Source organism: Allostreptomyces psammosilenae, from assembly GCF_013407765.1.
GTDB classification, from domain to species: Bacteria; Actinomycetota; Actinomycetes; order Streptomycetales; family Streptomycetaceae; genus Allostreptomyces; species Allostreptomyces psammosilenae.
In genome coordinates, this window is the sequence record NZ_JACBZD010000001.1 from 3,476,123 (window position 1) to 3,496,313 (window position 20,191).

33 protein-coding genes are annotated in these 20,191 nt (G+C 70.3%); 29 read left to right on the top strand and 4 right to left on the bottom strand.

From position 1 onward, the window contains the following. Positions 1–3: 3 nt before the first annotated feature. The 29 genes from rplD (at position 4) to truA (ending at position 16,975) form a co-directional block, all read left to right on the top strand. Entirely contained in the window at positions 4–693 is a 690-nt protein-coding gene (rplD, locus tag FHU37_RS14320; protein ID WP_179814558.1) for a 50S ribosomal protein L4, read from the top strand. Next, positions 690–1,010, top strand: a complete 321-nt coding sequence (gene rplW / locus FHU37_RS14325; RefSeq protein ID WP_179814559.1) for a 50S ribosomal protein L23 — start codon at positions 690–692, stop codon at positions 1,008–1,010. Before rplD ends, rplW begins: the two co-directional genes overlap by 4 nt. A gap of 36 nt (positions 1,011–1,046) precedes the next feature. Next, entirely contained in the window at positions 1,047–1,883 is an 837-nt protein-coding gene (gene rplB / locus FHU37_RS14330; protein WP_179814560.1) for a 50S ribosomal protein L2, read from the top strand. An 11-nt stretch (positions 1,884–1,894) separates the two neighbouring features. After that, a complete protein-coding gene (gene rpsS, locus FHU37_RS14335) occupies positions 1,895–2,176 on the top strand; it encodes a 30S ribosomal protein S19 (protein ID WP_179814561.1) in 282 nt (93 codons plus the stop codon). 46 nt (positions 2,177–2,222) lie between these two features. Next, positions 2,223–2,582, top strand: a complete 360-nt coding sequence (gene rplV, locus FHU37_RS14340; RefSeq protein WP_179816276.1) for a 50S ribosomal protein L22 — start codon at positions 2,223–2,225, stop codon at positions 2,580–2,582. Next, positions 2,582–3,412, top strand: a complete 831-nt coding sequence (rpsC, locus tag FHU37_RS14345) for a 30S ribosomal protein S3 (protein ID WP_179814562.1) — start codon at positions 2,582–2,584, stop codon at positions 3,410–3,412. Before rplV ends, rpsC begins: the two co-directional genes overlap by 1 nt. A 4-nt stretch (positions 3,413–3,416) precedes the next feature. Beyond that, positions 3,417–3,836, top strand: a complete 420-nt coding sequence (gene rplP / locus FHU37_RS14350) for a 50S ribosomal protein L16 (protein ID WP_179814563.1) — start codon at positions 3,417–3,419, stop codon at positions 3,834–3,836. Continuing rightward, the gene (gene rpmC, locus FHU37_RS14355; protein WP_179814564.1) at positions 3,836–4,078 is read left to right on the top strand and encodes a 50S ribosomal protein L29; all 243 of its coding nucleotides are present in this window, start codon (positions 3,836–3,838) and stop codon (positions 4,076–4,078) included. The genes rplP and rpmC overlap by 1 nt, the downstream gene beginning before the upstream one ends. Then, on the top strand, positions 4,078–4,362 hold the full coding sequence (gene rpsQ, locus FHU37_RS14360; protein ID WP_179814565.1) for a 30S ribosomal protein S17: 285 nt from the start codon (positions 4,078–4,080) through the stop codon (positions 4,360–4,362). The genes rpmC and rpsQ overlap by 1 nt, the downstream gene beginning before the upstream one ends. Before the next feature lie 81 nt (positions 4,363–4,443). Next, positions 4,444–4,812, top strand: coding sequence for a 50S ribosomal protein L14 (rplN, locus tag FHU37_RS14365; protein ID WP_018382557.1), 369 nt, complete (start codon positions 4,444–4,446; stop codon positions 4,810–4,812). Next, on the top strand, positions 4,812–5,135 hold the full coding sequence (gene rplX / locus FHU37_RS14370) for a 50S ribosomal protein L24 (protein WP_179814566.1): 324 nt from the start codon (positions 4,812–4,814) through the stop codon (positions 5,133–5,135). Before rplN ends, rplX begins: the two co-directional genes overlap by 1 nt. Then, on the top strand, positions 5,135–5,704 hold the full coding sequence (rplE, locus tag FHU37_RS14375; RefSeq protein WP_179814567.1) for a 50S ribosomal protein L5: 570 nt from the start codon (positions 5,135–5,137) through the stop codon (positions 5,702–5,704). Before rplX ends, rplE begins: the two co-directional genes overlap by 1 nt. Positions 5,705–5,750: 46 nt before the next feature. After that, positions 5,751–5,936, top strand: coding sequence for a type Z 30S ribosomal protein S14 (locus FHU37_RS14380; protein WP_179814568.1), 186 nt, complete (start codon positions 5,751–5,753; stop codon positions 5,934–5,936). Positions 5,937–6,170: 234 nt separating this feature from the next. Then, entirely contained in the window at positions 6,171–6,569 is a 399-nt protein-coding gene (rpsH, locus tag FHU37_RS14385; RefSeq protein ID WP_179814569.1) for a 30S ribosomal protein S8, read from the top strand. A 25-nt stretch (positions 6,570–6,594) separates the two neighbouring features. After that, positions 6,595–7,134, top strand: a complete 540-nt coding sequence (gene rplF, locus FHU37_RS14390; protein WP_179814570.1) for a 50S ribosomal protein L6 — start codon at positions 6,595–6,597, stop codon at positions 7,132–7,134. Positions 7,135–7,137: 3 nt separating this feature from the next. Then, positions 7,138–7,521, top strand: a complete 384-nt coding sequence (rplR, locus tag FHU37_RS14395; protein WP_179814571.1) for a 50S ribosomal protein L18 — start codon at positions 7,138–7,140, stop codon at positions 7,519–7,521. Between the two features lie 46 nt (positions 7,522–7,567). Further along, the gene (rpsE, locus tag FHU37_RS14400; protein ID WP_179814572.1) at positions 7,568–8,185 is read left to right on the top strand and encodes a 30S ribosomal protein S5; all 618 of its coding nucleotides are present in this window, start codon (positions 7,568–7,570) and stop codon (positions 8,183–8,185) included. A 1-nt stretch (position 8,186) separates the two neighbouring features. Next, complete coding sequence (gene rpmD, locus FHU37_RS14405) at positions 8,187–8,369, top strand: 50S ribosomal protein L30 (RefSeq protein WP_179814573.1); 183 nt, start codon at positions 8,187–8,189, stop codon at positions 8,367–8,369. Between the two features lies 1 nt (position 8,370). Continuing rightward, positions 8,371–8,820: a 50S ribosomal protein L15 gene (rplO, locus tag FHU37_RS14410; RefSeq protein ID WP_179814574.1), complete on the top strand. Its 450-nt coding sequence runs from the start codon at positions 8,371–8,373 to the stop codon at positions 8,818–8,820. A gap of 408 nt (positions 8,821–9,228) precedes the next feature. Beyond that, entirely contained in the window at positions 9,229–10,542 is a 1,314-nt protein-coding gene (gene secY / locus FHU37_RS14415; protein WP_179814575.1) for a preprotein translocase subunit SecY, read from the top strand. After that, positions 10,542–11,135 (top strand): adenylate kinase, encoded by a 594-nt coding sequence (locus tag FHU37_RS14420; RefSeq protein ID WP_179814576.1) that lies wholly within the window; start codon positions 10,542–10,544, stop codon positions 11,133–11,135. The genes secY and FHU37_RS14420 overlap by 1 nt, the downstream gene beginning before the upstream one ends. Positions 11,136–11,373: 238 nt before the next feature. After that, positions 11,374–12,195, top strand: coding sequence for a type I methionyl aminopeptidase (map, locus tag FHU37_RS14425; RefSeq protein ID WP_179814577.1), 822 nt, complete (start codon positions 11,374–11,376; stop codon positions 12,193–12,195). Between the two features lie 325 nt (positions 12,196–12,520). Further along, positions 12,521–12,742 (top strand): translation initiation factor IF-1, encoded by a 222-nt coding sequence (gene infA / locus FHU37_RS14430; RefSeq protein ID WP_018382544.1) that lies wholly within the window; start codon positions 12,521–12,523, stop codon positions 12,740–12,742. A gap of 95 nt (positions 12,743–12,837) precedes the next feature. Further along, a complete protein-coding gene (gene rpmJ / locus FHU37_RS14435) occupies positions 12,838–12,951 on the top strand; it encodes a 50S ribosomal protein L36 (RefSeq protein ID WP_030903823.1) in 114 nt (37 codons plus the stop codon). Positions 12,952–13,197: 246 nt separating this feature from the next. Continuing rightward, positions 13,198–13,578: a 30S ribosomal protein S13 gene (gene rpsM, locus FHU37_RS14440; RefSeq protein ID WP_179814578.1), complete on the top strand. Its 381-nt coding sequence runs from the start codon at positions 13,198–13,200 to the stop codon at positions 13,576–13,578. Between the two features lie 74 nt (positions 13,579–13,652). Beyond that, the gene (gene rpsK, locus FHU37_RS14445; RefSeq protein WP_179814579.1) at positions 13,653–14,057 is read left to right on the top strand and encodes a 30S ribosomal protein S11; all 405 of its coding nucleotides are present in this window, start codon (positions 13,653–13,655) and stop codon (positions 14,055–14,057) included. 140 nt (positions 14,058–14,197) lie between these two features. Beyond that, entirely contained in the window at positions 14,198–15,220 is a 1,023-nt protein-coding gene (locus tag FHU37_RS14450; RefSeq protein ID WP_179814580.1) for a DNA-directed RNA polymerase subunit alpha, read from the top strand. A gap of 189 nt (positions 15,221–15,409) precedes the next feature. After that, on the top strand, positions 15,410–15,922 hold the full coding sequence (gene rplQ, locus FHU37_RS14455; protein ID WP_179814581.1) for a 50S ribosomal protein L17: 513 nt from the start codon (positions 15,410–15,412) through the stop codon (positions 15,920–15,922). A 177-nt stretch (positions 15,923–16,099) separates the two neighbouring features. Continuing rightward, positions 16,100–16,975, top strand: coding sequence for a tRNA pseudouridine(38-40) synthase TruA (truA, locus tag FHU37_RS14460; RefSeq protein WP_179816277.1), 876 nt, complete (start codon positions 16,100–16,102; stop codon positions 16,973–16,975). 36 nt (positions 16,976–17,011) lie between these two features. Here truA and FHU37_RS14465 read toward each other — a convergent pair whose 3' ends face one another. The 4 genes from FHU37_RS14465 to FHU37_RS14480 form a co-directional block, all read right to left on the bottom strand. Further along, on the bottom strand, positions 17,012–17,410 hold the full coding sequence (locus FHU37_RS14465) for a PIN domain-containing protein (protein ID WP_179814582.1): 399 nt from the start codon (positions 17,408–17,410) through the stop codon (positions 17,012–17,014). After that, positions 17,407–17,694: a hypothetical protein gene (locus FHU37_RS14470; RefSeq protein WP_179814583.1), complete on the bottom strand. Its 288-nt coding sequence runs from the start codon at positions 17,692–17,694 to the stop codon at positions 17,407–17,409. Before FHU37_RS14470 ends, FHU37_RS14465 begins: the two co-directional genes overlap by 4 nt. A 41-nt stretch (positions 17,695–17,735) precedes the next feature. Further along, the gene (locus tag FHU37_RS14475; RefSeq protein WP_179814584.1) at positions 17,736–19,157 is read right to left on the bottom strand and encodes a hypothetical protein; all 1,422 of its coding nucleotides are present in this window, start codon (positions 19,155–19,157) and stop codon (positions 17,736–17,738) included. Between the two features lie 64 nt (positions 19,158–19,221). After that, on the bottom strand, positions 19,222–20,031 hold the full coding sequence (locus FHU37_RS14480) for a phosphotransferase (protein ID WP_179814585.1): 810 nt from the start codon (positions 20,029–20,031) through the stop codon (positions 19,222–19,224). Between the last annotated feature and the right edge of the window lie 160 nt (positions 20,032–20,191).

Here is a 20,191-nt window from a genome sequence, read left to right on the forward strand (position 1 = left end):
GCAGTGAGCACCATTGATGTCCTCTCGCCGAGCGGCGAGAAGGCCGGGAGCGTCGAGCTCCCCGCCGAGATCTTCGATGCCAAGGTCAGCGTTCCGCTGATCCACCAGGTGGTCGTCGCCCAGCTGGCCGCTGCCCGCCAGGGCACCCACAAGGCGAAGACCCGTGGCGAGGTCCGCGGCGGCGGCAAGAAGCCGTACCGCCAGAAGGGCACCGGCCGGGCCCGCCAGGGTTCGACCCGCGCCCCGCAGTTCGCCGGCGGTGGCACCGTCCACGGCCCGGTGCCGCGGGACTACTCGCAGCGCACGCCCAAGAAGATGAAGGCGGCCGCCCTGCGCGGTGCCCTCACCGACCGGGCCCGCCACGACCGGGTGCACGTGGTCACCGCCGTCCTGGACGGCGAGAAGGCCTCCACCAAGGCGGCGCGCGGCCTGTTCGGCAAGATCACCGAGCGCAAGAACGTGCTGCTGGTCGCCGAGCGCTCCGACGAGCTCGCCTGGCTGTCGGCGCGCAACCTGCCGACCGTCCACATCCTGGACCCGGGGCAGCTGAACACGTACGACGTGCTCATCTCCGACGACGTGGTCTTCACCCAGGCCGCTTTCGAGCGGTTCGTGGCCGGCCCCGTCTCCGGCAAGAGCGCCACGGCCGTCGCCAGCTCCGGCGAGCTCGAGGCCGAAGGGAACGAGGCATGAGCGACCAGCTGACCAGCAAGACCTACTCGGACCCGCGTGACGTGCTGCTCAAGCCCGTCATCTCGGAGAAGAGCTACGGCCTGCTGGACGAGAACAAGTACACGTTCATCGTCGACCCGCGGGCCAACAAGACCCAGATCAGGCAGGCCGTCGAGGCCGTCTTCTCGGTCAAGGTGACCGGCGTCAACACGATCAACCGGCAGGGCAAGCGCAAGCGCACCCGCACCGGCTTCGGCAAGCGCAAGGACACCAAGCGCGCCATCGTGACGCTGGCTGAGGGCGACCGCATCGACATCTTCGGCGGTCCGGTCTCCTGACCGGGCCCGTCCGAACGGACGAGGACATAAGAAGCCATGGGCATCCGCAAGTACAAGCCGACGACCCCGGGCCGTCGTGGCGCCAGCGTCGCCGACTTCGTCGAGATCACGCGGTCCGAGCCGGAGAAGTCGCTGGTCCGCCCGCTGCACAGCAAGGGCGGTCGTAACAACCACGGTCGCGTGACCGCCCGCCACCAGGGTGGCGGCCACAAGCGCGCGTACCGGGTGATCGACTTCCGCCGTCACGACAAGGACGGCGTGCCGGCGAAGGTCGCGCACATCGAGTACGACCCGAACCGCACCGCGCGCATCGCTCTCCTGCACTACGCGGACGGCGAGAAGCGCTACATCATCGCTCCGGCCCGCCTGAACCAGGGCGACCGGATCGAGAACGGCCCGGCTGCCGACATCAAGCCGGGCAACAACCTGCCGCTGAAGAACATCCCGGTGGGTACCGTCATCCACGCCATCGAGCTGCGGCCCGGCGGCGGCGCGAAGATCGCCCGCTCCGCGGGTTCCTCCGTGCAGCTGCTCGCGAAGGAGGGGCGCCACGCCCACCTGCGCATGCCGTCCGGTGAGATCCGGCTGGTCGACGTCCGCTGCCGCGCCACCGTGGGCGAGGTCGGCAACGCCGAGCAGTCGAACATCAACTGGGGCAAGGCCGGCCGCAAGCGCTGGCTGGGCGTTCGCCCGACCGTTCGTGGTGTGGCCATGAACCCGATCGACCACCCGCACGGTGGTGGTGAGGGCAAGACCTCTGGTGGTCGCCACCCGGTCAGCCCGTGGGGCAAGCCCGAGGGCCGGACGCGCGCGCCGAAGAAGGCGAGCAACAAGTACATCGTCCGCCGCCGCAAGACGAACAAGAAGCGCTAGGAGCAGTCTCGATGCCGCGCAGTCTGAAGAAGGGGCCCTTCGTCGACGACCACCTGATCAAGAAGGTGGACGCCCAGAACGAAGCCGGCACCAGCAACGTCATCAAGACCTGGTCCCGCCGCTCCATGATCGTCCCGGCCATGCTGGGCCACACGATCGCGGTGCACGACGGCCGCAAGCACGTCCCGGTGTTCGTCACCGAGTCGATGGTCGGCCACAAGCTCGGCGAGTTCGCGCCGACCCGCACCTTCCGCGGCCACGAGAAGGAAGACCGCAAGTCGCGTCGTCGCTGACCTGCGCCGCTGAAGGAAAACGACTGAGATGAGCAAGGGGACAGCGATGGAAGCCAGGGCCCAGGCGCGGTACATCCGCGTCACGCCCATGAAGGCCCGCCGCGTGGTGGACCTCATCCGTGGCCTTCCCGCCACGGAGGCGCAGGCGGTCCTGCGTTTCGCTCCGCAGGCCGCCAGCGTGCCGGTCGGCAAGGTGCTCGACAGCGCCATTGCCAACGCCGCGCACAACCACAACCACACCGACGCGGACACGCTCTTCGTGAGCGAGGCCTACGTCGACGAGGGTCCGACCCTCAAGCGGTTCCAGCCGCGGGCCCAGGGCCGCGCGTACCGCATCCGCAAGCGCACGAGCCACATCACCATCGTGGTCTCGCCGCTGGACGGCTCGAAGGGGAGGACCCGCTGATGGGCCAGAAGATCAACCCGCACGGGTTCCGACTCGGCATCACCACGGACTTCAAGTCCCGCTGGTACGCCGACAAGCTGTACAAGGACTACGTCAAGGAAGACGTCGCGATCCGCCGCATGCTGACCTCCGGCATGGAGCGGGCCGGCATCTCCAAGGTGGAGATCGAGCGCACCCGTGACCGCGTGCGCGTCGACGTCCACACCGCCCGGCCGGGCATCGTGATCGGCCGCCGGGGCGCCGAGGCCGACCGCATCCGCGGCGACCTGGAGAAGCTCACCGGCAAGCAGATCCAGTTCAACATCCTCGAGGTCAAGAACCCCGAGGTGGACGCCCAGCTCGTCGCGCAGGGCGTGGCCGAGCAGCTCTCCTCCCGCGTCTCGTTCCGCCGCGCCATGCGCAAGGCGATGCAGGGCGCGATGAAGGGCGGCGCCAAGGGCATCAAGATCCAGTGCGGTGGCCGTCTCGGCGGCGCCGAGATGTCCCGCTCGGAGTTCTACCGCGAGGGCCGGGTGCCGCTGCACACCCTGCGCGCGAACGTCGAGTACGGCTTCTTCGAGGCCCGCACCACCTTCGGCCGGATCGGCGTGAAGGTCTGGATCTACAAGGGCGACGTGAAGAACATCGGCGAGGTCCGCGCCGAGAACGCCGCGGCCCGCGCCGGCAACCGCCCCTCGCGCGGTGCCGCCGGTGGGCCGGAGCGTCCGCGTCGCGGTGGCGAGCGCGGCGGGCGCGGTGGCCGCAGGCCGCAGGGCCAGGCCCCGCAGGCCGAGGCCGCCGCCGAGGCGCCGGCCGAGACCCCGGCCGAGACCGCTGGAAAGGAGGGCTGACCCGATGCTGATCCCCCGTAGGGTCAAGCACCGCAAGCAGCACCACCCGAAGCGCTCCGGCATGGCCAAGGGCGGCACCGAGCTGGCGTTCGGCGAGTACGGCATCCAGGCCCTCACGCCGGCCTACGTGACCAACCGGCAGATCGAGTCGGCCCGTATCGCCATCACCCGGCACATCCGGCGTGGCGGCAAGGTCTGGATCAACATCTACCCGGACCGCCCGCTGACCAAGAAGCCCGCGGAGACCCGCATGGGTTCCGGTAAGGGTTCCCCCGAGTGGTGGGTGGCGAACGTCAAGCCCGGTCGGGTGATGTTCGAGCTGTCCTTCCCGAACGAGACGGTGGCTCGCGAGGCGCTCACCCGCGCCGCGCACAAGCTTCCGATGAAGTGCCGGATCGTCCGGCGCGAGGCAGGTGAGTCGTGATGGCGGCCGGCACCAAGGCGTCCGAGCTGCGGGTCCTCGGCGACGAGGAGCTCCTGGGCAAGCTGCGTGAGGCCAAGGAGGAGCTGTTCAACCTCCGCTTCCAGGCGGCGACCGGGCAGCTCGACAACCACGGCCGGCTCAAGGCCGTCCGCAAGGACATCGCCCGTATCTACACCCTGATGCGCGAGCGCGAGCTGGGCATCGAGACGGTGGAGACGGCCGAGACGGTGGAGAAGGCCTGATGAGCGAGCAGAGCGAAGTGACTACGAACGAGCAGCGCGGCTTCCGCAAGACCCGCGAGGGCTACGTCGTCAGCGACAAGATGGACAAGACGGTCGTTGTCGCCGTCGAGGACCGCGTCAAGCACGCGCTGTACGGCAAGGTCATCCGCCGCACCAACAAGCTCAAGGCGCACGACGAGCAGAACGCCGCCGGTGTCGGCGACCGCGTCCTCCTGATGGAGACCCGGCCGCTGTCCGCGACGAAGCGCTGGCGCGTCGTCGAGATCCTCGAGAAGGCCAAGTAATCAGTTCCGTCAGGCTCGGGCGGTGCCCCCACCCCGCGGTGGGGGCCGCCCGGGAACCGACGCGACGATCAGGAGATAGACGTGATCCAGCAGGAGTCGCGGCTGCGTGTCGCCGACAACACGGGTGCCAAGGAGATCCTCTGCATCCGCGTGCTCGGCGGTTCCGGTCGGCGCTACGCGGGCATCGGTGACGTCATCGTGGCCACCGTCAAGGACGCGATCCCCGGTGGCAACGTGAAGAAGGGCGACGTCGTCAAGGCCGTCGTCGTGCGGACCGTCAAGGAGCGCCGGCGTGTCGACGGCTCCTACATCCGCTTCGACGAGAACGCCGCCGTCATCCTCAAGAACGACGGTGACCCCCGCGGTACCCGCATCTTCGGCCCGGTCGGGCGCGAGCTGCGCGAGAAGAAGTTCATGAAGATCATCTCGCTGGCTCCGGAGGTGCTGTGATGAAGATCAAGAAGGGCGACCTGGTCCAGGTCATCACCGGCAAGGACAAGGGCAAGCAGGGCAAGGTCATCGCGGCCTACCCGCGCGACGAGCGCGTCCTGGTCGAGGGTGTCAACCGGGTCAAGAAGCACACCAAGGTCGGCCAGACCGCTCGTGGTTCGCAGACCGGCGGCATCATCACCACCGAGGCTCCGATCCACGTGAGCAACGTGATGCTGGTCGTGGAGAAGGACGGCAAGAAGGTCCCGACCCGCGTCGGCTACCGGTTCGACGAGGACGGCAACAAGATCCGGGTCGCCAAGCGCACCGGTGAGGACATCTGATGACTGCCACCACCACTGAGCGGACCCTGCCGCGCCTGAAGCAGCGGTACCGCGAGGAGATCATCGGCAAGCTGCGTGAGGAGTTCTCCTACGAGAACGTCATGCAGGTGCCGGGCCTGACCAAGATCGTGGTCAACATGGGTGTCGGGGACGCGGCGCGCGACTCCAAGCTCATCGAGGGCGCCGTGCGCGACCTCGCGACCATCACCGGCCAGAAGCCGGCCGTGACCAAGGCCCGCAAGTCCATCGCGCAGTTCAAGCTGCGCGAGGGCCAGCCGATCGGTGCCCACGTCACCCTGCGCGGGGACCGGATGTGGGAGTTCCTGGACCGCCTGCTGTCGCTGGCGCTGCCGCGTATCCGCGACTTCCGCGGGCTGTCCCCGAAGCAGTTCGACGGCCGCGGCAACTACACCTTCGGTCTCACGGAGCAGGTCATGTTCCACGAGATCGACCAGGACAAGATCGACCGCGTCCGGGGCATGGACATCACCGTGGTGACCACCGCCCAGAACGACGAGGAGGGCCGTTCCCTGCTGCGGCACCTCGGCTTCCCGTTCAAGGAAGCGTGAGCAGTCGTCCATGACGACTGGGTATCGCAACAAGGAGAGCTGATCCATGGCGAAGAAGGCCCTGATCGCGAAGGCCGCCCGCAAGCCGAAGTTCGCGGTGCGCGGGTACACCCGTTGCCAGCGCTGCGGCCGCCCGCATTCCGTCTACCGCAAGTTCGGCCTGTGCCGCGTGTGCCTCCGTGTGATGGCCCACGCCGGCGAGCTGCCGGGCGTGACCAAGAGCTCCTGGTAAGTCCTTCGCACGGACTTCCCGGACGCTCTCGGTAAGCAGTAACCGGCCGGTTTTCCGCCTGACCCGCCACCGTCGATACAGTGGTGGGTCGGGCGGCCCGGTGGCCGCGGCGCCGAAACGGCGCGACCGCGGCGGCCCCGGTGCACCGCCGGCCGACCCTTCTTACTACGCCGTAGGTCCCATACCGCCCGCATGGCGGTGGGAAACCCCGGCGAGAGAGGCCCGAAGGCCATCATGACCATGACCGACCCGATCGCAGACATGCTGACCCGTCTGCGGAACGCCAACTCGGCTTACCACGACACCGTCGTGATGCCGTTCAGCAAGATCAAGTCGCACATCGCGGAGATCCTCCAGCAGGAGGGCTACATCACCGGCTGGAAGGTCGAGGACGCCGAGGTCGGCAAGAACCTCGTCATCGAGCTGAAGTTCGGCCCGAACCGCGAGCGCTCGATCGCCGGCATCAAGCGGATCTCGAAGCCGGGTCTGCGGGTCTACGCAAAGTCCACCAACCTGCCGAAGGTCCTCGGTGGTCTGGGCGTCGCGATCATCTCGACGTCGCACGGACTGCTGACCGGCCAGCAGGCCGCCAAGAAGGGCGTGGGCGGGGAAGTCCTCGCCTACGTCTGGTAACCGAAGGGAACGGAGGAGTACAGCCATGTCGCGAATCGGCAAGCTGCCCATCCCGGTTCCCGCCGGTGTGGACGTCACCATCGATGGCCGGACGGTCGCGGTGAAGGGCCCCAAGGGCTCCCTCACCCACACCGTTGCCGCGCCGATCGACGTCGCCAAGGCCGAGGACGGCACCCTCGTGGTGACCCGGCCGAACGACGAGCGCGAGTCGAAGGCCCTGCACGGCCTGTCCCGCACGCTGGTGGCGAACATGATCACCGGCGTGACCCAGGGGTACGTGAAGTCGCTGGAGATCAGCGGTGTGGGTTACCGAGTCGTGGCGAAGGGCTCCAACCTGGAGTTCTCGCTCGGCTACAGCCACCCGATCACCGTCGAGCCGCCGGAGGGCATCACCTTCCGCGTGGAGTCGCCGACCAAGCTGCACGTCGAGGGCATCGACAAGCAGCGCGTCGGCGAGGTCGCTGCGAACATCCGCAAGCTGCGCAAGCCCGACCCGTACAAGGCCAAGGGCGTGAAGTACGCGGGCGAGGTCATCCGCCGCAAGGTCGGAAAGGCTGGTAAGTAAGCCATGGCAGTCGGTGTGAAGATCGGCAAGGGCAACGCCGCCAAGGGCGCCGCCCGCAAGCGCCGTCACATCCGCGTCCGCAAGCGGGTCACCGGTACCCCGGTCCGCCCGCGCCTGGTCGTGACCCGCTCCAACCGCCACCTGGTCGCCCAGGTGATCGACGACGTGGCGGGTCACACCCTGGCCTCGGCCTCCACGATGGACGCCTCCATCCGTGGCGGCGAGGGCGACAAGACCGCCCACGCCAAGCAGGTCGGCGCCCTGGTCGCCGAGCGCGCCAAGGCCGCCGGTATCGAGAGCGTGGTCTTCGACCGCGGTGGCAACCGCTACGCCGGCCGCATCGCGGCCCTGGCGGACGCCGCCCGTGAGTCGGGACTGCAGTTCTGATCCGGCCGTCGCTAGCTAGCGGACGCAACGAAGAGAGGTAATTCCAATGGCTGGACCCCAGCGCCGCGGTGGCGGCGCCGGTGGCGGCGGCGGTGAGCGGCGGGAGCGGCGCGACCGGCGGGACGGTGGCGCCCAGGCCGCCGAGAAGACCGCGTACGTCGAGCGCGTCGTCGCGATCAACCGCGTCGCCAAGGTCGTGAAGGGTGGTCGTCGCTTCAGCTTCACCGCGCTGGTCGTGGTGGGCGACGGTGACGGCACCGTGGGTGTCGGTTACGGCAAGGCCAAGGAGGTGCCGGCCGCGATCGCCAAGGGCGTGGAGGAGGCCAAGAAGCACTTCTTCAAGGTCCCCCGCATCCAGGGCACCATCCCGCACCCGATCCAGGGTGAGGAGGCGGCCGGTGTCGTGCTGCTCAAGCCGGCTTCCCCGGGTACCGGTGTGATCGCCGGTGGTCCGGTGCGCGCCGTGCTGGAGTGCGCCGGCATCCACGACGTGCTGAGCAAGTCGCTCGGCTCGTCCAACCCGATCAACATCGTGCACGCCACGGTGGCCGCTCTGAAGGGCATTCAGCGCCCCGAGGAGATCGCGGCCCGTCGTGGCCTGCCGCTCGAGGACGTGGCCCCGGCCGCCCTGCTGCGGGCGCGGGCCGCGGGGGCGGGTGTGTGACATGGCGCGTCTGAAGATCACCCAGACCAAGTCCTACATCGGCTCGAAGCAGAACCACCGGGAGACCCTGCGCTCCCTCGGGCTGAAGCGCCTCGGTGACAGCGTGGTGAAGGAGGACCGCCCGGAGTTCCGCGGCATGGTCCACACCGTCCGCCACCTCGTCACCGTCGAGGAGGTCGACTGACATGGCGGACGAGAACCCGCTGAAGGTCCACGACCTGCGTCCCGCCCCGGGTGCCAAGAAGGCCAAGATCCGTGTGGGTCGTGGTGAGGCGTCCAAGGGCAAGACCGCCGGTCGTGGCACCAAGGGCACCAAGGCCCGCTACCAGGTTCCGGAGCGCTTCGAGGGTGGGCAGATGCCGCTGCACATGCGGCTGCCCAAGCTCAAGGGCTTCAAGAACCGCTTCCGCGTCGAGTACCAGGTCGTGAACCTGGACAAGCTCGCCGCGCTGTACCCGGAGGGCGGGGAGGTCACCAAGGCCGACCTGGTCGCCAAGGGTGCCGTTCGCCGCAACCAGCCCGTCAAGGTGCTCGGTGACGGCGAGCTCTCCGTGGCGCTGACCGTGAAGGTGGACCGCGTTTCCGCCTCCGCGGCCGAGAAGATCGCCGCCGCGGGCGGTTCCGTCGAGGCCTGAGCCGCCCCGGCGTGACGAGACCCGTCTCGACGTCCGACCCCCGTCTGGGCCCCAGGGCCCGGGCGGGGGTCGGGTGTTTCCGGGCGCCGAACCGGGCGAGGACCGGGGCGCGGATTGGCCAGAACATGTGCACGCCAAGATCCGTTTGGGGGATAGCGTCCCGCTTTCGGCGATACGTCCGCCGGTTTTTCGTGCGACGGCTTTTCGTGATAGGGCGCACCTGCGGGTAGGGTGTGGGGGTCTCTGTGCCCCGCGTGTGTACAGGGGTGATATGACCGCGGGTCGCGGATGGCCTGGCCACGGGCGGGGCACTCCGCGGGATCGCGGTGCGCTGTTGTTGTCCGGTCCATCCAGGACCCTGTCCGACCGACCCCTCCTCCGCGTTGGCGGGGAGGCGCAGGAGGCACCGTGCTCACCGCGTTCGCCCGGGCGTTCCGTACGCCCGACCTGCGCAGGAAGTTGCTGTTCACGCTGGGCATCGTGGTGCTGTTCCGGCTCGGGTCTCACGTGCCCACGCCCGGAGTCAGCTTCAGGAACGTGAACACGTGCGTGGAGGAGACCAGCACCAGCGGTCTCTTCAGCCTCGTCAACATGTTCAGCGGCGGCGCGCTTCTCCAGCTGACGATCTTCGCGCTGGGCATCATGCCCTACATCACCGCGAGCATCATCCTCCAGCTGCTGACGGTGGTGATTCCCCGCCTGGAGGCCCTGAAGAAGGAGGGCCAGGCCGGCACCGCCCGGATCACCCAGTACACCCGCTACCTGTCGGTCGCGCTCAGCGTCCTGCAGGCGACCGGCATCGTGGCCACCGCCCGCTCCGGCGCGCTGTTCTCCAACTGCTCCGTCGGCAGCATGATCATCCCGGACCAGTCGCTGACCACCGTGCTCACCATGGTGATCATCATGACCGCCGGTGCCTGCCTGATCATGTGGATGGGCGAGCTGATCACCGACCGCGGCATCGGCAACGGCATGTCGATCCTGATCTTCACCTCGATCGCGGCCGGCTTCCCGGGCATGCTGTGGCAGATCCGCGAGTCCAGCGACCTGGGCGGCGGCTGGATCCCGTTCTTCGCGGTGATCGCGGCCGGTCTGGTGATGGTCGCCCTGGTGGTCTTCGTCGAGCAGGCGCAGCGCCGCATCCCGGTGCAGTACGCCAAGCGGATGATCGGTCGCCGGGCCTACGGCGGCACCTCCACCTACATCCCGCTCAAGGTCAACCAGGCGGGTGTGATTCCGGTCATCTTCGCCTCGTCGCTGCTGTACATCCCGGCGCTGGTGGTCCAGTTCGCCGACCCGGCGGCGCAGTCCGACTGGGCCCAGTGGATCTCCCGTTACCTGGTGCAGGGCGACCACCCGATCTACATGGCCGCCTACTTCCTGCTGATCGTCTTCTTCGCCTTCTTCTACGTCTCCATCACGTTCAACCCCGAAGAAGTCGCCGACAATATGAAGAAGTATGGTGGCTTCATCCCGGGCATCCGGGCCGGACGGCCCACTGCGGAGTACCTCCACTACGTGCTCACCAGGATCACCTGGCCGGGCTCGCTCTACCTCGGTCTCATCGCGCTCGTGCCGATGATCGCTCTGGCCGGTTTCAACACCAACCAGAACGTGTTCGGCGGTACCAGCATCCTCATCGTCGTGGGTGTCGGCCTGGAGACCGTCAAGCAGATCGAGAGCCAGCTCCAGCAGCGCAACTACGAAGGGTTCCTCCGCTGATGCGAATCGTCCTCGTCGGGCCGCCCGGGGCGGGCAAGGGTACGCAGGCGCAGATCATCGCCAAGAAGCTCGGGGTCCCGCACATCTCCACCGGGGACATCTTCCGGTCGAACGTGAGCAAGGGCACCGAGCTGGGTCTGAAGGCCAAGTCGTACATGGAGGCCGGCGACCTGGTCCCGGACGAGGTGACCAACGCGATGGTCCGCGACCGCCTGGCGCAGGACGACGCCGCCGGAGGGTTCCTCCTGGACGGCTTTCCCCGCAACATCTCCCAGGCCGAGGTGCTGGACGGCATCCTCGCCGACCTCGGCAGCGGCCTGGACGCGGTGCTGGAGCTCGTGGTCCCGGACGAGGAGGTCGTCAAGCGGCTGTCCAGCCGGCGCGTCGAGGTCGACGGCAAGCTGATCCAGCGCGACGACGACCGCGAGGAGACCGTCCGGCACCGGCTGGAGGTCTACGCCAAGCAGACCGCGCCGCTGGTCGACTACTACCGCGAGCGCGGCCTGCTGAGCGGCATCGACGCCATCGGGTCGGTGGACGAGGTGACCGGGCGGGCCATGACCGCCCTGGAGCGGCGCAAGAACGAGGGCTGACAGCGGGCCTTGTGAAGGCACTCGGGGCCGGGACCAGGACAACCCTGGTACCCGGCCCCCTCTTCTGTGGCTCGGTTCGCCTCCGGGCCTTGTAACCGGCATCCTCCCTCGTCGGGCCAGCGCTTCGGTCGTTCCTCCCTACGCTTGTCCCTCCTCGGTCCGGATGCCGGAGGCCCTTTGGCCCACTCGCCGATGGCCGTGATCCAATCCGGAGAAGCTCGTGTTCAGGAGACGCAGGATGATCCAGCTGAAGTCGCCCGCCCAGATCGCCAAGATGCGGGCCGCGGGCCTGGTCGTCGCCGAGGCGCTCAAGGCGTGCCGGGAGGCCGTGGCCCCGGGGGTGACCACGGCGGACATCGACCGGGTGGCGGCCGAGGTGATCGCCGCGCACGGCGCGAAGTCGAACTTCAAGGGGTACATGGGCTACCCGGCCACGGTCTGCGCCTCGGTGAACGACGTCGTGGTGCACGGCATCCCCGGCCCGCTGACCCTGAAGGACGGCGACGTCATCTCCATCGACTGCGGCGCGGTGGTGGACGGCTGGCACGGCGACTCGGCGATCACCGTCGGCGTCGGCACCGTCTCGGCCGAGGTGGCCGAGCTCAGCCGGGTGACCGAGGAGTCGATGTGGCGCGGGATCGCCGCGGCCCGGATCGGCGGCCGGCTCACCGACATCAGCGCGGCCATCGAGGGCTACATCCGCTCGCAGCCCTGCCCGACCGGCGAGTGGGGCATCACCGAGGACTACGGCGGCCACGGCATCGGCACCGCCATGCACATGGAGCCGCACCTGCTGAACTACGGCCGGCCGGGCAAGGGCCCCAAGCTGAAGCGCGGCATCTGCCTGGCGATCGAGCCGATGGTGACGCTGGGCACCTCCAAGTCCACGGTGGACGAGGACGAGTGGACGGTGCGCACCACCGACGGCAGCCTGGCCGCGCACTGGGAGCACTCCATCGCGCTGACCGAGTCCGGCGTGCTGGTGCTGACCGCCTTCGACGGCGGCCGGGCCAAGCTCACCGAGCTGGGTGTCCCGGTGGCCGAGGACCCGCTGGGCTGACCGCCGCCGAGCCCGTCCGCCCGCCGTCCGGCGCCGGTCCGCCGGTCCGCCGCCCGTCCGGCCGCCCGCCACTCGGGCGGCGGTGATCCACCCCGGTTTCGCGTGCGGGTGGGTACTGACGTAGACTGCTGAGTCGGCTCACTCGTAGCTTCTCCGGCGTGCCGGAAGGCCGCCCCGCTCCAGCGGATTCCCAAGGCCACGGGCCTGTTCACGGGCCCCGCCGTTCGGGATCCGCTGTGCCCGCGGGCGGTTCTTGGTGTTTCGCCACCGGGGTTCCGAGTCAGCCACCCAGGTAGCCGATCCCGGAAGGCGAAGCGCTCAGGACATGCCCAAGAAGCAAGGGGCCATCGAAATCGAGGGCACCGTCATCGAGTCTCTGCCGAACGCCATGTTCCGCGTGGAGCTCCAGAACGGGCACAAGGTCCTCGCGCACATCAGCGGCAAGATGCGCATGCACTACATCCGCATCCTTCCGGACGACCGGGTCGTCGTCGAGCTCAGCCCGTACGACCTGACCCGGGGCCGGATCGTCTACCGCTACAAGTAGATCTCGCGACCGCTCACCGCGGCGCCAGCGTCGACCGCCCCCGGGCCCGTCGGCGGTGTCGTCACAGGTGGCCGGCGAACGACCCGGAGAACCCCATGAAGGTCAAGCCGAGCGTCAAGAAGATCTGCGACAAGTGCAAGGTGATCCGCCGTAACGGGCGGGTCATGGTGATCTGCGACAACCTGCGCCACAAGCAGCGCCAGGGCTGACCGCCGGTCCCCGCGGGAGGCGCCGCGCGGCGCCCCTCGCACCCTCCTCGCACCTCGCAGTTCGCGCGACGCGATTTTTCGATCAGTAACGCAGTGCCCGGTACGCCGGCGCCGCCCGTCTCCCCGGTGGGGAGGGCGGGGCGGGCCGGACCGCCACCCCCGGTCGGAGGCCGGGGCCCAGGCGCGCCACAGGTGCGTCCGGGGCGGCGCTGCGCCAGACCTCCGAACGAACACAGGAGCCAGTACATGGCACGCATCGTGGGCGTGGACCTCCCGCGCGACAAGCGCGTCGAGGTCGCCCTCACCTACGTCTACGGCATTGGCCGTACCCGGGCCCAGGAGACGCTGCAGAACACCGGCGTCAGCCCGGACATCCGCGTCCGCGACCTGACCGAGGACGACCTGGTCAAGCTCCGCGAGTGGGTCGAGGCCAACTACAAGACCGAGGGTGACCTCCGCCGCGAGGTCCAGGCGGACATCCGCCGCAAGGTCGAGATCGGCTGCTACGAGGGTCTGCGGCACCGTCGCGGCCTGCCCGTCCGCGGCCAGCGCACGCACACCAACGCCCGCACCCGCAAGGGCCCGCGTCGCGCCATCGCCGGCAAGAAGAAGCCGGGCAAGAAGTAGTCCGCCTCCGGACCGACCGTCTGCACTGGTCCGCCGGATAACGGACCGATCACCTCACCGAGGAGTTTGTCTTCATGCCTCCCAAGAGCCGTCAGGCCGGCGCCAAGAAGGTGCGCCGCAAGGAGAAGAAGAACGTCGCTCACGGCCACGCGCACATCAAGAGCACGTTCAACAACACGATCGTCTCGATCACCGACCCGACCGGGAACGTGATCTCCTGGGCCTCCGCCGGCCACGTGGGTTTCAAGGGCTCCCGCAAGTCCACCCCGTTCGCCGCGCAGATGGCCGCCGAGGCGGCCGCCCGTCGTGCCCAGGAGCACGGCATGCGCAAGGTCGACGTCTTCGTCAAGGGTCCGGGCTCCGGCCGTGAGACCGCGATCCGCTCCCTGCAGGCCACCGGCCTGGAGGTCGGCTCGATCCAGGACGTCACCCCGGTGCCGCACAACGGGTGCCGTCCCCCCAAGCGTCGCCGCGTCTGACGCTGCACTGACCGTGGGGGCGCCGCCCCCGGGTCCACGCGGGCGTCCGGCCGGAACCAGGGTTCCGGCCGGACGCCCGTATCCTTGAACCATCGCTCTCGGTGTCATATGGCGGGCACCGAAGACATGGAGGAACACCAATGCTCATCGCTCAGCGTCCGACGCTGACCGAAGAGGTCGTCGACGAGTACCGCTCCCGGTTCGTGATCGAGCCGCTGGAGCCGGGCTTCGGCTACACCCTCGGCAACTCGCTGCGTCGCACCCTGCTCTCCTCGATCCCCGGTGCCTCGGTCACCAGCATCCGGATCGACGGCGTCCTGCACGAGTTCACCACCGTGCCGGGCGTCAAGGAGGACGTCACCGACCTCATCCTCAACATCAAGCAGCTCGTGGTCTCCTCGGAGCACGACGAGCCGGTCGTGATGTACCTGCGCAAGCAGGGCCCCGGTGTGGTCACCGCCGCCGACATCGCCCCCCCGGCCGGTGTCGAGGTGCACAACCCCGAGCTCGTCCTGGCGACGCTGAACGCCAAGGGCAAGCTGGAGATGGAGCTGACCGTCGAGCGCGGTCGCGGCTACGTCTCCGCCGTGCAGAACAAGCAGTCCGGGCAGGAGATCGGCCGCATCCCGGTCGACTCCATCTACTCCCCGGTGCTCAAGGTCACCTACAAGGTCGAGGCGACCCGTGTCGAGCAGCGCACCGACTTCGACAAGCTGATCGTCGACGTCGAGACCAAGCCGGCCATGCGTCCGCGTGACGCGATGGCCTCCGCGGGTAAGACCCTGGTCGAGCTGTTCGGCCTGGCGCGCGAGCTCAACGTCGACGTCGACGCGATCGACATGGGCCCGTCCCCGACGGACGCCGCCCTGGCGGCCGACCTGGCGCTGCCGATCGAGGAACTGGACCTCACCGTCCGCTCCTACAACTGCCTCAAGCGCGAGGGCATCCACTCCGTGGGTGAGCTCGTCGCCCGCTCCGAGGCGGACCTGCTCGACATCCGCAACTTCGGCGCCAAGTCGATCGACGAGGTCAAGGCGAAGCTGGCCGGCATGGGCCTGGCCCTGAAGGACAGCCCGCCCGGATTCGACCCCGCCATCGCCGCCTCCGGCGGGTACGAGGGCGAGGCCGACGAGTCCGACGCGATCGAGACCGAGCAGTACTGAGTCACCTCAGTGACGTCCGGCACCGGATGACCGGTGCCGGACGGGCACCGAGCCGTCCGCGGCGAGGTGCCGATCTCCCGTGGCGGGGCGCCGCCCCGCCACGGCACTCGACCGGGGCAAGTCCGCCCCGGCCGGACTGACACCGGTACCTGACACGGCCGGTGCAGGGAAACGATTAGGAGAAATCCCATGCCCACGCCCACCAAGGGTCCGCGCTTCGGCGGCAGCGCCGCGCACGAGCGGCTGCTCCTGGCCAACCTGGCCACCCAGCTGTTCGAGCACGGCCGCATCAAGACCACCGAGGCCAAGGCCAAGCGCCTGCGCCCGGTGGCCGAGCGCCTGATCACCAAGGCCAAGCGCGGCGACCTGCACGCCCGCCGCCAGGTGCTGCAGGTCGTGCGCGACAAGTCCGTCGTGCACACCCTGTTCACCGAGATCGGCCCGCGGTACGAGAACCGCCCCGGCGGTTACACCCGCATCACCAAGATCGGCCCGCGCCGCGGCGACAACGCGCCCATGGCGATCATCGAGCTGGTCGAGGCGCTGACCGTGCAGCAGGAGGCGGTGGGCGAGGCCGAGGCCGCCGCCAAGCGCGCCGTCAAGGAGTCCGACGCCAAGGCCGAGGCCGCCAAGGAGACCGAGGCTCCGGCCGAGGCCGCCGAGGCCGCCGAGTCCAAGGACGAGGAGTCCAAGGAGGCCTGATCCGGGGCCCCGCGGGGCACCGATCACGCGCACGCCCGACGGGCCGGTTCCCCTCCGGGGGCCGGCCCGTCGGCGTACCCGACGGCCAGACGATCACCGGGCGCGCCGCCCACCCGGCGCTGCCCACCGCACACGAGGAGGACGGACGTGACGGACGCCGGCATTCCGGAACAGGCCGTGCCCGCGCACCCCGCCGAGGGCCCGGCGCCCGGCCGGGTACGGGTGCGTCTGGACCTCGCCTACGACGGGACGGAGTTCTCCGGCTGGGCCCGGCAGCGCGACCGCCGCACCGTGCAGGGCGTCATCGAGGACGCCCTGGGCACTGTGCTGCGCACCGCCGAACCGATGGAGCTCACCGTCGCCGGCCGCACCGACGCCGGGGTGCACGCCCGCGGCCAGGTCGCCCACGTGGACCTGCCCGAGGCCCTCTGGCACACCCACGCCGACAAGCTGCTGCGCCGCCTCGCCGGCCGGCTGCCGGCGGACGTCCGGGTGCACCGGGTCGGCGAGGCCCCCGACGGCTTCGACGCCCGCTTCTCCGCGGTCTGGCGCCGCTACGCCTACCGGGTCAGCGACGCCCCCGGCGGCGTGGACCCGCTGTGGCGCTCCCACGTGCTCTGGCACGACCGTCCGCTGGACGTGGCGGCGATGAACGCCGCCGCCGCCAGGCTGGTCGGCGAACACGACTTCGCCGCCTACTGCAAGAAGCGCCCGGGCGCCACCACCATCCGGGAGCTGCTGGAACTGCGCTGGGAGCGGGTGCCCGCCGGCCACGACGGCGCCGGCCTCGCGGTGGCCACCGTGCGGGCCGACGCCTTCTGCCACAACATGGTGCGCGCCCTGGTCGGCGCGATGCTGCTGGTGGGCGACGGCCACCGCCCGGTCGACTTCCCCGCCGAGGTGCTGGCCGGCCGGGTGCGCCACTCCGCCGTCAACGTCGTCCGCCCGCACGGCCTCACCCTGGAGGAGGTCGGTTACCCGGCCGACGAGGACCTCCGCGCCCGGGCCCGAGCCGCCCGCACCCTGCGCACCCTCCCCCCACTGCCCTGCTGAACCGCTGAACGGCCCGCGCCGGGGCCGCGGTGCCGATCAGAGCTTGAGGATCCGCGCCCGGTCGCCGCAGAGCATGGACATGTCCTCAGGATCGGACGTGAGGATCACTGCAGGGGCCGGTGTCAGCAGGGCGGTCGCCGCCACCACCGCGTCGATCGCGTACTTGTGGCCGTGCAGGCCCGTTTCGCGTAGCAGGCGCGTGGCCAGCTGGGTGATCTCGTCGGTGACCGGTTGCCTCTTCAAACGTGAGACGACCCAGTTGAACCGGGCGGAGTTGACGCGGGGGTGGTGCGCCTCGATCAACGTCATGTTGCTGACGACGACCTGCATGCCGCGCAGTCTGGCTCCGCTCAGCAGGGCCATGACCTGGCGATCGTTGAGGATCGCTCGCGACAGGGCCTCGCTGTCGAGCAGCACGGTGCTCGTGCCGGTCATCGCGCCGCTTTGCGGGACGAATCGGCGCCGCCCTCCAGCAGCGCGATCGCGGCCTCTACCTCATCCCGGGTGAGAGCGCCGTGCTCCACCTCGTAGGCGGTGACGATCTCCCCGAGATTGTCGCGTTCGAGCTGCCGCTGGATGGCGGCGTTGACGTACGCCGAGAAGCCGCGCTTGCCGACCCGCGCGCGCACGGCCTCGATGTTGCCGGTGTTGAGGGACACCGAGACGTTCATGGTGGGGCCCTCACCGAGCCCGTAGGTGGTGGGTGCGTCCTCGCTCATACGGGCAAAATAGCAGAAGAATTATTAGAAGGGGGTGGGTATCACCCGTTCGTGCGCTGCTCCTCGGCCATGGCGGAGGCGGAGGCCTGGGAGATCTGTTCGCCGCGGGCGACCAGGGTGTTGAACAGGAACGACCGCAGTTCCTCGCCGGCGTCGGAGATGTTCTGCTCCTCGCCGGTGACGTCCTGGCCGTTGGTGAAGCCGGCGACGCTGAGGTACACGTAGCGGCCCACCGAGTTGGTGCCGACCTGGCAGCTGGTCTCCCGGCAGAAGGTGTCCACGCCGTCGCCGAAGAGGGACTGGAGGTTGCCGTTGCCGGGGGCCTCGTCCTTGACCCGGCTGGCGGCCTCGGCGTCGTCGAAGACGGCGATGCCCACCGTCACCGCCACGTTCCCCTCGGTGGTGTACGTGGCGCGCAGCAGCCGGGTGCAGCCGTGCTCGGCCATGATCGGCTGGAGCCGGGGCGACAGGCCCTCGGCGCAGTCGTCGGTCTCGTGGGTGAGGCGCTCCGCGTACTCGTGCCCGTTGCTGCGCACGTTCCGGCCGGGGAAGGCGTCGTCCAGCGTGAGGGGCCCGGTGTCGGTCTCCTTGCTGGAGATCATCTCCAGCGGATCCGGCGGCTCGATCGGCGGGGCGACGGACGGGAAGGCGCTGGGGGCGGGGGTGACGTCCGCGCTGGGGGAGGCGGACGCGGTGGGGCCGGCCTGCTCCTCGCCCTGCCGGTCGGAGAGCACGACGGCCGAGGCCACGATGCCCGCGATGGCGACCACGCCGACGACACCGCCGACCACCGCCAGCAGCCGGCGGCGGCGGGCCCGGCTCTCCCGGGCGGCGGCCAGCGCCTCCCAGTCCGGCTCGGCGCCGCCGCCGAGGCCGGATGCCGGTCCGGAGCCGGCCGCGCCGAAGCCCGGGCCACCGGGGCCGCTCGGGCCGCCCGGGCCGCCCGGGCCACCGGGGCCGAAGGCGGGTTCCGGGCCGGGGCCGAAGGGGGGCGGCGGCGGGCCGCCCGTGGCGTGTGTGGGTGCCCAGCCGCCCTGCGGGCCCTGCGGCGGGAAGGGCGGCTGGCCGCCGAACGGCGGTTGCGCCTGGGGGCCGGGCTGCGGGGCCGGCTGCGGCGGCTGGGGCTGGAACTGCCCGGGCAGCGGAGGCTGGCCGAAGCCCGGGCCGGGGCCGACAGCGGGTCCGGCGGCGGGCTGCCCGGGGCCGGGCTGGCCCGGGCCGGCGGGCTGCGCGGGGCCGACCGGTGCGCCGCCCGGCTGGGCCGCGGCCTGCTGGGCGGCGCGGGCCTCGGCGACCTGCTGCGGCGTCAGCCGGCGCAGCGCCATGGTCTGGCCCGCGTCCTGCCCGCCCGCGGCCGAGCCCTCGGCGGCGTGCCCGCCCTGACCGCCCTGCTGTCGCGGGTCGCCCGGCTGCTGACCCTCCGGGGCGCCGTCGGTCGGGCGCTGCCCCCACCCATCCGTCATGCGGGCAATCCTATCGACTGGCGGTCCCCGCGCCCACGGCCCGTGCCGTGTGGGACACCGCGCGTCAGAGCAGGTCGTGCGGCGAGGGCGGGCCCCCGGCGGGCGCCGAGACGAACAGCGCGTGGAGGCGGTCCGCCTCGCCCGGCGTGGTGTTGGGGTTCGCCAGGCGGTCCCGGGCGCAGGCGGCGAGGTAGGGGCCGGGGTCCTGGTCGGCGCAGGCGTCGCGCACGGCCCGCAGCAGGGCGGCGCGCAGCAGGCCGAACGCGGCGCGGCGCGCGGGCGGGCCGGGCGCGGTGGCGCTGTACAGGATGACCAGGGTCTGGGCGACGTCCAGCCCGGGCGGGCCGCCGCGGGCGGTCCGCCAGTCGATGACCACCGGCCCGCGGGCGGTGAGCACCACGTTCTCCGGGTGCAGGTCCATGTGCAGGACGCGGTGGGCCGCGCCCCCGCCCGCTCCGCCGCCCGCGCCCTCAAAGGCGCCGGGGGTGGGGGCGTCCCCGCTCGCCGGGTGGGGCTCCAGCCAGTCCGGCGCGGTGATGGCGTGCAGGCGGCGGTGCAGGTCGGCGAGGGTCCGGGCGTGCCGGCGCAGGCGCCAGGGCCGGCGCAGCAGGTCCTGCAGCATGGTGGGGCCGTGCAGGTGTTCCAGCACCATGTCGCAGGCGTGCGCGCCGTACACGGCCGGCACGGGGTAGCCGGCGGCGGCGAGGTACCGCATCAGCTCGGCCTCCCGGGCCACCGAGTCGCCGTCGCGGTAGCGGCGCAGCACGCGGCCGTCTCCCGCGGCGTAGACGTCCGCGTCCCGGCCGCGCGCGATCAGCCGCCCCTGCTCCTCCACGGTGCCCCTCCCCGGCTCGCCCCGCTGCCGGTCCACCATACGCTCAGGCGAGGCGAACCAGAATTCCGTATTCAGCGGGGTCCGCTCAATGAGGTTTGCCTTTCCTTCTTCCGGAATGCATCCCGGGTGTTATTGGATGTAATTCATGATTCGGGGTAGTGTCCAGCCGTGCCGAATATCGATGAGTTCTCGGAAACGG